The organism is Bradyrhizobium sp. BTAi1, from assembly GCF_000015165.1.
Lineage (GTDB): Bacteria > Pseudomonadota > Alphaproteobacteria > Rhizobiales > Xanthobacteraceae > Bradyrhizobium > Bradyrhizobium denitrificans.
This window is the reverse complement of sequence record NC_009485.1, coordinates 3,878,831-3,891,710: the sequence shown is the minus strand read 5'-3', so window position 1 is coordinate 3,891,710 and position 12,880 is coordinate 3,878,831. Positions and strand designations below refer to the sequence as shown.

At 64.1% G+C, this 12,880-nt stretch carries 10 protein-coding genes; 4 read left to right on the top strand and 6 right to left on the bottom strand.

Features of this window, described 5'->3' with window-relative positions; genetic code table 11:
* Positions 1–8: 8 nt before the first annotated feature.
* A complete protein-coding gene (locus BBTA_RS17380; protein WP_012043800.1) occupies positions 9–1,559 on the bottom strand; it encodes an ABC transporter substrate-binding protein in 1,551 nt (516 codons plus the stop codon).
* A 15-nt stretch (positions 1,560–1,574) separates the two neighbouring features.
* Positions 1,575–2,876, bottom strand: a complete 1,302-nt coding sequence (locus BBTA_RS17375; RefSeq protein WP_012043799.1) for a M20 family metallopeptidase — start codon at positions 2,874–2,876, stop codon at positions 1,575–1,577.
* A 105-nt stretch (positions 2,877–2,981) separates the two neighbouring features.
* On the opposite strand from BBTA_RS17375, the gene BBTA_RS17370 reads away from it, so the two are divergent.
* Positions 2,982–3,719, top strand: coding sequence for a GntR family transcriptional regulator (locus BBTA_RS17370; RefSeq protein WP_041751488.1), 738 nt, complete (start codon positions 2,982–2,984; stop codon positions 3,717–3,719).
* 95 nt (positions 3,720–3,814) lie between these two features.
* On the opposite strand, the gene BBTA_RS17365 is transcribed toward BBTA_RS17370, so the two are convergent.
* The 4 genes from BBTA_RS17365 to BBTA_RS17350 form a co-directional block, all read right to left on the bottom strand.
* A complete protein-coding gene (locus BBTA_RS17365; RefSeq protein WP_244424447.1) occupies positions 3,815–4,477 on the bottom strand; it encodes a 4'-phosphopantetheinyl transferase in 663 nt (220 codons plus the stop codon).
* Between the two features lie 190 nt (positions 4,478–4,667).
* Complete coding sequence (locus BBTA_RS17360; RefSeq protein WP_012043796.1) at positions 4,668–5,978, bottom strand: SPFH domain-containing protein; 1,311 nt, start codon at positions 5,976–5,978, stop codon at positions 4,668–4,670.
* Positions 5,975–7,615 (bottom strand): cyclic peptide export ABC transporter, encoded by a 1,641-nt coding sequence (locus tag BBTA_RS17355; RefSeq protein ID WP_041750725.1) that lies wholly within the window; start codon positions 7,613–7,615, stop codon positions 5,975–5,977. Before BBTA_RS17355 ends, BBTA_RS17360 begins: the two co-directional genes overlap by 4 nt.
* A 29-nt stretch (positions 7,616–7,644) precedes the next feature.
* Positions 7,645–8,958: a KamA family radical SAM protein gene (locus BBTA_RS17350; RefSeq protein WP_148221464.1), complete on the bottom strand. Its 1,314-nt coding sequence runs from the start codon at positions 8,956–8,958 to the stop codon at positions 7,645–7,647.
* Between the two features lie 325 nt (positions 8,959–9,283).
* Here BBTA_RS17350 and BBTA_RS17345 point away from each other — a divergent pair, with 325 nt between their 5' ends.
* From BBTA_RS17345 to BBTA_RS17335, 3 genes are all read left to right on the top strand, one after another.
* A complete protein-coding gene (locus BBTA_RS17345) occupies positions 9,284–9,463 on the top strand; it encodes a hypothetical protein (protein ID WP_012043793.1) in 180 nt (59 codons plus the stop codon).
* A 6-nt stretch (positions 9,464–9,469) separates the two neighbouring features.
* Positions 9,470–11,413, top strand: a complete 1,944-nt coding sequence (gene asnB, locus BBTA_RS17340) for an asparagine synthase (glutamine-hydrolyzing) (protein WP_012043792.1) — start codon at positions 9,470–9,472, stop codon at positions 11,411–11,413.
* Positions 11,414–11,851: 438 nt separating this feature from the next.
* Complete coding sequence (locus tag BBTA_RS17335; RefSeq protein ID WP_012043791.1) at positions 11,852–12,817, top strand: diiron oxygenase; 966 nt, start codon at positions 11,852–11,854, stop codon at positions 12,815–12,817.
* The last annotated feature ends 63 nt before the right edge of the window (positions 12,818–12,880 follow it).

Here is a 12,880-nt window from a genome sequence, read left to right as displayed (position 1 = left end):
ACCTCGTCTCAGGCGCGCTTGGGCGCGCCGGCGCCGAGCGAGACCAGATCGAGCCGGAACACCGATCCGCGCGGATGCAGCTGATAGCCTTCGACATAAGCCCGTTGTGCCGCGAGAATGTCGAAGAACACCGGGATGACCGACGGCACCTCCTCGGTCATCATCGCCTGCGCCCGCTCATAGAGCGCTGCGCGGTTGGCGTCATCGGTCTCACTGCGGGCGGCGGTGATGAGTTCGTCGAAGCGCGGGTTGTTCCAGCGCGTCTCGTTCCAGGCGGCATCCGAGGTGTAGAGCAGCTTGAAGATCGCATCGGCCGTCGGCTGCATATTGTAGAAGCCGACATAGAAATTGCCTTTCTTCCAGACCTGATCGAGATAGGTCGCATGCGGCATGGTTTGCACGTTGATGCGGAATCCTGCCGGAGCGGCCATCTCGCGGATCGCGACGCCGAGTTGCGTGCGCGTGTCGGGCTTGTCGGAAGCAACCATGGTCAGGTCGATGCCGGACGGATAGCCAGCCGCGGCCAGCAGCTGCTTGGCCTTCGCGATATCCGGCTTCTTCAACGCGCTATCCTTGTAGAAGCGATAGGCCGGGCTGAGCGGCGTGTCGTTCCCGGGCGTGCCATAGCCGCCAGCGACGAACCCCGCCATGGCTTGGCGATCGATGGTCAGCGCCAGCGCCTGGCGCACGCGAACGTCGTTGAAAGGCTTCTGATCGCAGCCCATGTTGACATTGAGGAACTGCCCCGAGGGAACCCGCAGCGCCTTGACACCGGCGGCCTTGCCGAGCCGCTCATATTCGCCGGGCGTGGTCGACAGCATCAGATCGATGTCGCCCGAGATCAGAGCCGACGCTTCGGCGGTGCGATCGGGATAGACCAGAATCTCGACCCGATCGAGCGCGGGGCGAGCCGGATCGTAATAGGCCGGATTGCGCTCCACCACGATCTTGCGGTCCGGCTCGTAGGACACGAGCCTGAAGGGGCCCGACCCGTTCGCCTTCGTCGCGAGGCTGGCAAGGTCGCTGGCGATCACTTTCGCCGGCACGATGCGCGCATTGGTGTAGGCGAGCGCGACCGGGAAGTCGGCGAAGGACCCGGACAGCGTGAACTTCACCGTGGCGGCGTCGACGGCCGCAACATCCCTGATGGGACCGACATTGGTGCGCGCGGGCGAGGCCGTCTTCGGATCGAGGATCGCCTTGAAGGTCGCGACGACATCGTCGGCCGTCAGCGGTGAGCCGTCGTGAAAGCTGACATTGGGCCGCAGCTTGAACGTCCACTCGGTCAACCCCGCCGCATGTTGCCAGGACAGCGCCAGATCCGGCTCGACCGCCATATCCGGCTTCAGCCGGGTCAGGTTGGAATAGAGCAATTCGGTGATGAGATATTCCGGATTGACGCGCGCCAGCAGCGGATGGATGACCGCAGCGCCCTGGTCGACGGAGATGCGCAGCACGCCGCCGCGCTTCGGCGCCTCGGCGGCGAGGGAGATTTGCGGCAAGGCGCCCAACGCGAGCGCGGTGCCAGCGAGGAAATGGCGACGGGTGACGGACGGCATCAGGGCAGAGTCCTCTTAGGGCGTCATGGTTTCGGGAGAGAGTTCGGGACAGAACTCGACTGAAAGATAGGCCAGCACCGATTTCGCCAATGCGACGATGTCGGTCAGCGTGGTCGACTCGCCTGGCGCGTGAATGCGGCTGTCGGGCTTGCCGAGACCGGTGAGCAGCACCTCCTGCATGCCGGTGGCCTGCTGCACCCAGCCGAAATCGGAGCAGCCGGAGGCGCCCCAGCGTGCGAAGTCCTCGGCGGCGTAACCGAACCCGGCCGAAAGCGCCCGCTGCCAGCGCGGCCAGTGGGGACCGCCGGGGTCGGCGGTCGGCGCCAGATGACCGGTGAGGATGATGTCGAGATCGAGGCCGCTTGCGGCCTGCCTGATCACGGTCTCGATCTCGCTGCGCGCGGCGGCAAACTGCTCTTCGGGGGCGTAGCGGCGGCACAACAGGATCTCGAACTGCGACGGGATCTGTCCGCCACACTGCCCGCCATGAACGGCCGAGATGTCGAGGCTCGCGGTGAGCGGCCCGGTTGCCTGCGGCGGTGGCGGCAAGGCCGACGTCCGCTGCGCGATCACGGGCTTCAGGCCGGCGAGCGCAGTGAGGATCGGCAGCGCCGCTTCGATCGCATTGGCGCCGGCGCTGCGCTGCTCGCCGGCATGGGCCGCTTTGCCGCGCACGCGCACCGTCAGCGTGAACAGGCCGAAGCAGCCGGCCCAGATTCGCGGCATGGCGCTGCCGTTGAAGTTCAGAATGTGCCCTTCGAGGCGTCCCTGCTCTGCAAGATAGCGGACGCCCGGATAGAGCCCGGCCTCCTCGTCCGTGCACAGCAGCAGCATCGGATCATAAGCGAGCACTAGGCCCGTCTGCTGCGCGGCGCGCAATGCGAGCAGCGCAGCCGCTATCGATCCCTTCATGTCCGCAGCGCCGAGGCCGAACAGGCGATCACCCTCGCGGGCGAGCTGCAGCGGATCACCGGCCCAACCGGGCGCCGCCGGCACGGTGTCGACGTGGAAATACAGCCCGAGCACCGGCCGGCCGGAGCGGCGCCGCGCAATCAGGTTCGTGCGCTGCCCGCGCGCGCCGGGCGCCCGCCAAAGCTCCTCGGGAACGATCACGCGCTCGCAATCCAGCGCCAGCGGGACAGCGAGCTGCTCCATCAGATCGGCAAAGGCCTCATAGCCGGCGCCCGGCGGAAAGCTGGTGTCGACCGCCACCATGCTGCGCAAATCATCCACCGCGGTTTCGGACAGCCGCTCGATCGCCGCGAAGGCGCCAGCCAGGCTGGCCGCGCCCCGATCCGGGATGTCCAGAGAAATCATTTGCCGCTAACCCAATCCTATATTCTATATAGAAATAGAGAACACGACGTGGCACTTGTCAATTCCATGAAACAGGCAGGCGTGGCCAGCAAAGCGGCAGACGGCATGGGGGCAGGTCCAGGCGGACTGCCGGTGCCGTTGTACGAACATGTCAAACGGCAGATCGCCGAGGCGATCCTCATCGGCGACCTTCCCCCGGGGACGGTGCTGCCCGGCGAGGTCGCGCTCGCCGATCAATATGGCGTAGCTGTCGGCACCATCCGCCGTGCGCTGGCCGATCTCACCGCCGGCGGCATGCTGATGCGCCGGCGCAAGACCGGCACGGTCGTCACCGGTCGCGCATCACAGCATGGGCTCAGTTTCTTCTTCCAATATTTCCGCCTGCTCGGCGCCGACGGCAGCCTGCTCCAATCCGAGGCCGAGGTGCTGTCGGTGATCATACGACCGGCCGCCCCGACCGAGGCGGCGCTGTTCGCCGTGGCGGTCGGCGAGAAGCTGCTGCACCTGCATCGCATCCGGCGCGTCGGCGGTGCGCCGGTGCTGCATTCGCGCATCTCGCTGGTCGCCAGTCGCGTGCCGCAGTTTCCGCGCGAGACGAAGAAGGTTCCCGCCCTGATCTATCGCCACCTGCTCGAGGCCTACGGCATCCGCATCGCGGCCGTGCGGGAGAAGGTGACCGCCGAGGTCGCGACCAAGGAGGACCGCAAGCTCCTCGGCCTCGCGGCGCCGAGCGCCGTGCTGGTCATCGACGAGGAGGCCTACGACCAGACCGGCGCATTGGCGATCCTCAGCCAGCACCGCGCGACGACGGCGCAGCACTATTATTCCAACGAGATCCGCTGAGACGCGAATGTTCGTCCAACGTGCCGCAGCGCGGCCGATCGCCAGCGATCAGCAGTGCCTCCTCACGCCCGCAGGATGCAGCGTGATCTCGAGGGTCACGCCTGGGTTGGTGCCGCCGCCAGTTCGACGCCGCAACAGATGCGGCCGCCGTCGATCACGAACCGACCGGCCAGGCGCGCAACGTCGGCCGGCCAATCGCGCTTGAGAACCCGCGCCTCGAAGGCTCCGGCCGGCCAGTCGATCGTCAACTCCACATCGCTGAATTCGAGGAAGCCGCGGGTGATCGGATACTGACATTTGTAGTAAGCCTCCTTCGCGCTGAAGAACAGGATCGGCAGGATCGGCTGCAGCTCCTGCGGCTGGCGACGAAGCCACGCCCGCTCCCCTGATGTCAGGACCAGGTCGTGCATCGACGGCTCGAGCTCACGCACATCCTCGATGTCGAGACCGAGCGCCCGGACATCGCGGCTGCGCGCGACGACCACGGCGCAATAATCGGCGCAATGCGAGATGCTCCCCGTATAGCCGGAGGGCCAGACCGGCGCCCGGTCGGCCCCTGGGACGAGCGATATCGGGGTCGCGCCGAGCGAGGCGAGCGCCCGGCGCGCCAACATGCGCGCGGTCGCGAATTCGGCGCGCCGCTTGGCGACTGCAGCTCTGACATGGGCCAGTTCCTCCGGGAACAGCTCCTCATCGCCGTGACAGATCTCCGAGGCGACGACCACGACCGGACGTCGAAACAGCTCGGCGATTTCCATGACAGAACTCTCCACCACATCCGGCTCGCGCGCGCACATGGTGCTTCACGAAATCAAGCCGTCAGCCGCGCGTCGGGCTGCTCTTCACGTTGGAGCACGCGCATGCGGCGGATTCAAGCTTGCGCCGGGCCTCTCGGGTTCACCCCGTCAAACTTGGGGGGTGGAGACAACAGCAAGAGCTTCGCAGCCATCATTGCGCGGTTCGGCCCGGCTCCGATCCCAGCGGATTGCGCTGAATGGGCAGCCCGAACGGGTCGGACGGCAACACGGTCGGCCGCGGCGGCGCGCTCCACGGGGATGGCTGGCCACGTCCCGTCTGGGCTCGCGGCACGCCGAACTGACGGCTGGCCGGCGGCGACGGCGCCGTCGCTTGCGGGTACAGCAGCGTCTGCGGCGGAGCTTGCGCAGGCGCGGCACTCTGAGGCGGCGATGCCGGTTGCAGGGGCGCAGCCGGTTGCGGCGATACGGCGGACTGCGGGCCCGTGGAGGGCGACGGCGATGCGGAGCTCGAGGCCGGCGCCGACGCAGCCGGCTGCGCCGGCGCGGTGGACTGTGCGGCGTCGGCCGGCTTCGGCTGCGCCGCCCCGACGGCCGCGTCCTGTTTCTCACCCGAGAGCGCCTCGTTGGTCTTGAACATGTCGGCGCCCAGGATCAGCGGCAGCTCCTTCGATGAATTGCCGATCACCACCACCTTGGCATTGTTCGACTTGGCGAGCTGCAGGGTCGCCTCGATGCCTTGCCAGGTCAGCAGCGCGGGCGTGAGACTCGAGCCGACGATGGTCTGGAAATCGCGGATGCCGGCCGCCTCGATGCGGCGACGCGCAGCCTCACCCTCGACCGACTGCAGAATATACATGTAGGCCTGGGCCCGCTGCTCCTCGGCGAGCTTGTGGTCGATCGCCTCGTTGATCTGCTGGGGCAACTCCACGCGCCTGATGATCACCTTGACGAGGCGCACCAGATCAACCGGAAATTCACTGATGGCCTCGCTGAGGACACGGCTTTCCAGTTCCTGATTGGAGAGCAGATAGAGCTGGTCGCCGGTGATCTTGCCGACGACGTCGCGCACCCCGCCGCTGATCGCCGGCTCGACGATTTTCTCGAAATAGTCCGGCCCCAGTTGACGGTTGAGCTCGGCGAGCTTGCCGGTCGCGGGTGTCGCGAACACCGTCACATCGACCGAGATCGTCAATCCGCCCTGGCTCAGCGCCTCGACCTTGTAGCTGCGTGAAATCAGCCGGGTGTCGTAGATCCGCACCGAATTCCACGGCCATTGCAGGTGCAGGCCCTCGTTGTAGACCATATTGTCGCTGGTGCCGCCGAAGAACAGCGAATATCTGACCCCGGCAAAGCCGGGCGGAATGACGATGAAAATGTGCCACCAGGAATAAATGACGAGGAAGCTGACGATCGCGAGCGTGACCAGGAACGCCGTCCTGAGGCGAGCGCGCAGCCGTCCGCCGCCGCCCATCTGCAGATCCGGCATCGGGACATGTTTCATACGCGCGCCTCCTGCGAGCGGATGCTGCCCTGCTCCATGTAGATCACCCGGTCCGCAACGCCATAATAGCGATCGTCATGCGTCACCGCCACGATCGTCTTGCCCTGCGCCTTCAACTCCGGCAGCAGCTTCGTATAATAATAGTCGCGCGACGTGACATCCTGGTCCGCCGCCCATTCGTCGAACACCATGATCGGCTTGTTCTCGAGCAGCGCGCCGATCATCGCCAGCCGCTTGCGCTGGCCGGTCGACAGATCGAGCGTCGAGAACGCGCCGTCAACGAACTTCACCTTGCGGTCCAGACCGAACCGGCGCAGCAGGTCGTCGACGCGCCCAGGGTCGGTATCACGCAGGCCGTAGAGCCGGTCGAATAAATGAAAATCAGCGAATACCACCGAGAACAGTTGACGATAGCGCGCCGCATTATGCGGGCGGACCGCAGCACCGTTCCATACCAGCTGGCCGCCGAGCGGGCGGTACAAGGCGAGCAACAGTAGCAGCAGCGTCGACTTGCCGCTGCCATTGCCGCCGGCGATGAACACGATCTCACCAGGCCGTAGCGACAGATCGATGGGGCCGACGCGAAAGCCCTGCCCGGCCTCGGCGCCGCCATGCTCAAACGTCAACTCGCGCAACCCGATCGAGTGGAATTCCGGATCAGCCAACAATGACGTCGGCTGCGCGTCGCGGTCGGCGCTCTCCAGCCACGCCTCGACCGACCAGATGTGCTCCGCCGCGGCATTGGCCTTGATCGCCTCCGGCAGCGCCCGCACGAAGACCTCCATCGGTCCGGCAATGAACAGGATGATATAGGTGATCTTCTCGATGACCAGCCGATCGACCTGGTATTGCGGCAGAATGAAAATGATGGCCGCGAGCAGCATATAGAAGAAGGTCTGGCTGGAGGCGAGGCCCTTGAGAAACTGGCGCTGCGACTGGATGCGCAGCTCCCGCGCCTGTGCGCCGTAGCCGAGAATGTAATTGTCGAGCAGATCATCGCCCTTCTCCGGCGCGATCTTGATCTCGCGGAAGCCATAGACGAGATGACGGATGCTGTCGAACAACCGGCGCTCGCTCTCGCTCGCGGCGTCCAGGATCGTCCGGCTCGAGCGTTGGCTGCGCCGGTAGTAGATGATCGCCGCACACACCAGCACGCACAGCATGATGAACGCGAACATCGACAGGGTCGCGACATAGAAGGCAGAGAACAGCAGCATCACCGCCGATGACGCCCCGATCACGATCGACTCGCTGGCCTCCGAGATCACGAAGCAATCATGCGACAACGTCCCGATCAGTCGCTCGCGGTTCATCGCATCGAGCGCCTGAAGGTCGATATCGCGGAGCTTGCGCACGATGTTCTCGCGTATGCGCGTGAGCATCGCCTGGACGATGATCGCCGTCCGCGACAGGGCATAATTGCGCGCCCAAAGAAAGATTGTCGCCAGCAGAGCGAACAGCAGCAGATTCGGCAGCGTCGCGCCGGCCTCCCCACCTCCGACCACCGCATTGACCACCGCCATGGAGGCGCCCATGGCGATGCCGGACAGCGCCGTCATCAGCGCCAGACTCAGCGCTTCACGCGGAGCGTCCGATTTGTCGCGGATCAGTGCGGTGTAGCTCGGTATCGGCCCCATGCGGGAGCAGCTCCTGCGCGTCTCACGCGTCAATGATGAATCCGGGCCAACACCGGCTCGGGACGCGCCAGGAACATGCGGTCCGAACTAGACAACGGCTGCAAGCCGTCGATCCAGGTCGCGCTGTCATCGAAACGGGCAAAGAACGGTCGCTTGACCCAATCCGCGATCCGCGCCTGCACGTAGCTGAGGACGAAGCTGCGGGTGCCGCCCATATCCGCGACACCGTCGACCGCGACCTTGCCCATGTCGGTCGACATGATCGGCCCGCGCGCCGAGCGCGCCAGGCCGGAGACCTGCCTGATGCCACCGCGGTAGATCTCGAGTGCGCGCGCCAGCGGCACCTCGAAGAATGCGCGCGGCCCGGTGTCGCGGAGCACGAACATATAATAGGGCACGATGCCCTGCCGGACCTCGCGGCTCCAGAGCTCTTGCCAGATCCGGGCGTCGTCATTGACGCCGCGGACGACAGGCGATTGGCTGCGCAGCACCGCGCCGGTCGACAACAGGCGCTGCACCGCACGACGCGCAGCCGCCGTCTCGAGCTCGCGCGGATGGCTTATATGCAGCATGATCGCCAGATGACGACCGGAGCGGACCACCTCTTCGAGAAGCGCGATCAGATCGTCGGCGTCGTCATCGGTGGTAAAACGGTAGGGCCAGAAGCCCAGCATCTTGGTCCCGATGCGGATGGTCGTGACATGGGCGAGATCAGCACCAAGCAGCGGCAGGAGATAGCGGCGCAAGACCGACGCCCGCATGATCAGCGGGTCACCCCCGGTCAGCAGCACGTCGGAGATCTCCTTGTGCTCTTTAATATACGCGACGAAGCGCTGGCTCTCGTCGGTCGCCATCCGCAGATCCCGGTTGCCGATGAATTGCGGCCAGCGGAAGCAGAACGAGCAATAGGCCGCGCAAGTCTGGCCGCTGGCTGGAAAGACCAGGCAGGTCTCGGCATATTTGTGCTGCAGCCCCGACACCCCACTACCGCCGAGTTCCGGCATGTTCATCGTCATCTGCCGCCCGGGATGGGGATTGAAGCGCCGGTGAATCGCCGCCGTCACCTCGACCGGAGCCGAACCGCCGACGCGCAATGCCCGTTCCAACGCGTCGAAGTCGGCCGGATCGAGCATATGACGATCCAGCATCGTCAGGCGGTAGAACGGATCCTCATCCGGCTCGGCCCAATCGATCAGTTCATCGAGCACATAATTGTTGACCCGGAACGGCAGCACCTGACCGACGACTCTCATGTCGTGCAGGGCTCGGTCCGGAATGTCGCGGTAGCGGCGTAAAATGTCGATGTGCTGCAGCCCGTACAGCTTGAGAGACTTTCCCGCCACGCGCGACCTCGCACCAAATATCCGGCCCCTTCGACCCACGGACAACCATCCACGCGGATCGGAAACCACGACGACAAACAGCCGTCGTCGAAGCGACGACAGATGAACGCAAGCTGATGACTAAACGGAAACGCCGGAAGACAAGTTCGCGACTGACCGCCCCTGATCTCGTCGCCCTTCTCTCAGCATGAACACTGCCCGACCGCGACTGTAGGTAGCCACCGAATTGTTGTCAATCAATCGGACGGGTCCTACACATCAAGCGCCTTGCATGACCGCGTATCGTCATCCAGACTAATCTGGTTGATTCATGTGAGAGTGACACATGCCTCTGATCCTGGTCGCTTTCTATATTCTCCTCTGTCTATTTGTCGGCTTTTTGGGGCGTTACACGCGTCCGGGACCGTGGATCATCTTCATTCTATCTCTCATCTTCACGCCATTCGTCATTCTGCTGCTGATGGTCGTGTTTGGTGAGCCATCGCGACCGCAGCGCACGAGCTGATTTCAGATGTGCGGGCTGGCGGGCGTCTGGTGCTGGGATACGCCGATCGACCGCCCGGCCATTGCCCGGGCGCTCGGCTTGCTGGACCATCGCGGCCCCGATGGAAACGGGCTGTGGATATCCGAGGACGGCAAGGTTGCGCTGGGCCATACAAGGCTCAGTATCATCGATCTTGTCACCGGCGAGCAGCCGCTGTCGCATCCCAACGGCAAGCTTCAACTCGTCGTCAACGGCGAGTTCTATGATTACGAACGCATCCGCAACGATTTGACGGCCCGCGGCGCACGATTCAGGACCCGCTCCGACAGCGAGATCGCCCTGTGGCTATATGACGAGTCCGGCACGCGCTGCTTCGCCGATCTCAACGGCGAGTTTGCTTTCATTCTCTGGGACGCCGGCGCCGGCCGCCTGATCGCTGCACGGGACAGGTTCGGCATCAAGCCCCTGTTCTACGCCGTCCAATCCGGACGCATTCTGCTCGCGTCGGAGATCAAGGCTCTGCTGGCGATGGGCGTGCCGGCGCAATGGGACGTCGAGGGCTATCTCGATGCTGCCCATGTGCTGCAGAACGGAACGCTGTTTTCCGGCATCCGCCAAGTCCCGCCAGGTTGTTATCTCTCGGCCACGCGGCACGGCATTACCATTCAACGCTATTGGGACGCTCCCTTCGCGTCGGCGCTGTCACCGATCGAGGACGAGCATGGCGCGCTCGATCAGATCCGCGCCCAAATGTCGCGGGCGACGCGATGGCGGATGCGCGCCGACGTACCGGTCGCGGCCTATCTCAGCGGCGGCATCGATTCGATGTCCGTACTCGCGCTGGCAGCCGCCACGACGAACCGGGCACCGGACGCATTCACCATCGCCTATGAAGACGCGGCCTACGACGAGAGCCATCGCGCAGAGAGCTTTGCGACGCAATTGGGTACCCGCTTCCATCGCGTACCCGTCAACGGCGCGGCACTGGCGGACCATTTCGCAACCTCGCTCTGGCACAGCGAGACCGCGTGCTTCAACCCGCACGGCACGGCCAAATTCATCCTCAGCAAGGCCGTACGTGATGCTGGCTATAAAGTCGTCCTGACCGGTGAAGGGGCCGATGAGATCTTCGCCGGCTATGCACCTTCGCGTGTCGATGCGCTCGGCGGCAGTGCGGCCATGCAGGCGATGATCGCTACACGCGACCGCGCGACCTATGCGGTGACGCCGCAGCACACGGCGACCGACCAGCTCCCACTCATCGCGCAGAGATTTGGTACGGTGCCGACCTGGTTGCGACACCAGATGGCGCACCTGCTGGGCGTCGCCGACCTGCTCCGCGATGATCTGCGCACCGCATGGTCGACCGACCGGCCGTTGGCGGCCTTTCTGAAATATCTCGAGCCGTGGACCGTTCCTGCGCTCGATACGGTCGATCTCGGGATCGCCCTGATGCTCAAGACGACCCTGCCCAATTATGTCCTGGTCACGCTCGGCGACCGCATGGAGATGGCCCATTCCATCGAGGGCCGCCTGCCGTTCCTCGATCACCAGGTCGTTGAGCTGGCATGGCGGTTGCCCAGCCACTTGAAGATTCGCGACGGCGTTGAAAAATTCGCTTTGCGGCAAGCGATGCGCAACCTGCTGCCGGCAGACGCCGTCGACCGGCAGAAGCATCCCTTCATTGCGCCGCCGACCGCCACCGATGCCAAACACCCGTTCGGTGCCATGATCCGCGATGTGCTGCATGGGCCGGCTCTGGCCGCACTCCCATTCTTTGAGCCGAGAAAGGTGCGCAAGCTGATCGACCGTCTGACGTCACTCCCTCCAGAGGATCGCCTGCGGCTCGAACCGCTGCTCGTCGAGATCGCCAGCCTATGCATTATCCACGATCTTTTCAAAATGAGTTCATCCAGCGATCCGAGCGCGCAGCTATCAATCCAGATGCCGTCAACAGAGGCCTTGGCGTAAGAGCTTCCAGTTGACGTCAACCATCGCCACCTATATCTCTTCTTGCAGCTATCCTGATACTCGTCCTTTGCGAGTAGATCAGCTCTCCGGTCAAGTCGCGTTCCGTTTGTTGTGTAACGCTCACCATTTTCACCGCCCGTTCTGTTGTGCTCGTTCTTCCATGGTAACGCACGCGTCGGACTGATGCGCAGACGTTCTGTTGTCTATTGCGTCTTGATCAAGAGGGAGTCGTGAGCGTGCCAGCAATTTGTGTGGAGATACGCAGAGTTGGCGGCGCGCTGAGGATGCATGATCCATGCGCTCGCTTTGCATCACGCTGGCCGGTTCGGCCGAACGCGCCTCGACGCGCATCTTGAGCTCCGTCGAGCGGAGCGGTGCTTGGCGGCGACGTGCACGACAATCAACGACTGAAACACTTCGACGGCTGGGGGACCGCGGATGGGCATCAATGTGGACACGACGGCGTCGCTGTCGCGACGACAGGCGCATTGGGAGAAATCGTCGTCGATCCGGTCGCGGCCACGGCGCGTGCTGCGCAATGTCAGTCCCGATGAACACTTCTATCCCACAGCTCGTCAGCCCATTGCGCTGCATCCGCTGGTCAAGGCTCTCGGCACCGCCGCTCGGCAGCGCATTCTGCTGCAATCACTTTACAAATTCCTGAATGATATCGCGTTCGTCGAAACCCGGGTCGTCAGCGAGGTCTCGCTCGCGATTGCCAATGATCAGCTGCCATGGCCGTTTCCGGCGCAGCTGCGCGCCGACGTGCTCACCGTCGTCATCGACGAGGCCTTCCATGCCCATGTCGCGATCGACTTCATGGAGCAGGTACAGCGGCTGACCGGTGTCACGCCGCTGTCATTGCCGACGACCCTCACGGTCGAACAGGCGATCCGAAACGCTCTTCCCAAGCTGCCGGCTGATCTGCACATCGCGCTCAAGACGATCTCCGTCTGCATTGCGGAGAACTCCGTTACCAAGGATCTGATCGACGTGCATCGCGAGGACGGCCTCAATGAGACCTTCCATGCCGTAAACGGCGATCACATGATCGACGAGGTCCGCCACTGCCTGATCTTCGGCGATGTCCTCCGACATCTCTGGAGCGTCCTGACGCTTGCGCAGCGCCGTGCGATCGGTGCCGTTCTGCCCGACTTTCTCGGCGACTATCTTAGTCTCTCTCTGCAGAAGCAGTTCGACATCGACATTCTCGCCGACGTCGGGCTCGACGCACGCCAGATTGAGACCGTCATCGCCGCCACCCATCTCGACCAGGATCTCGCCACTTACCGCACCGTCAACCCGATCGTCGACAAGGTCGTGAACTTCCTGGCCGAAAGCGGCGTGCTCGACGATCCCGAGATCCGCAAGGCGTTCGAGGACCGGCGTCTGGTTGACAGTTGAGATCGCGGCGAGACCACGCTTTCTCGCCGAAGTCTGGCGCAGAACGGCTGATAGGAGACGGAC

Coding starts and splice junctions, on each gene's coding strand:
- BBTA_RS17375 (WP_012043799.1), bottom strand. CDS start 2,876: ATGATTTCTCTGGACATCCCGGATCGGGGCGCGGCCAGCCTGGCTGGC.
- BBTA_RS17370 (WP_041751488.1), top strand. CDS start 2,982: ATGGGGGCAGGTCCAGGCGGACTGCCGGTGCCGTTGTACGAACATGTC.
- BBTA_RS17365 (WP_244424447.1), bottom strand. CDS start 4,477: ATGGAAATCGCCGAGCTGTTTCGACGTCCGGTCGTGGTCGTCGCCTCG.
- BBTA_RS17355 (WP_041750725.1), bottom strand. CDS start 7,615: ATGGGGCCGATACCGAGCTACACCGCACTGATCCGCGACAAATCGGAC.
- BBTA_RS17360 (WP_012043796.1), bottom strand. CDS start 5,978: ATGAAACATGTCCCGATGCCGGATCTGCAGATGGGCGGCGGCGGACGG.
- BBTA_RS17345 (WP_012043793.1), top strand. CDS start 9,284: ATGCCTCTGATCCTGGTCGCTTTCTATATTCTCCTCTGTCTATTTGTC.
- BBTA_RS17380 (WP_012043800.1), bottom strand. CDS start 1,559: ATGCCGTCCGTCACCCGTCGCCATTTCCTCGCTGGCACCGCGCTCGCG.
- asnB (WP_012043792.1), top strand. CDS start 9,470: ATGTGCGGGCTGGCGGGCGTCTGGTGCTGGGATACGCCGATCGACCGC.
- BBTA_RS17335 (WP_012043791.1), top strand. CDS start 11,852: ATGGGCATCAATGTGGACACGACGGCGTCGCTGTCGCGACGACAGGCG.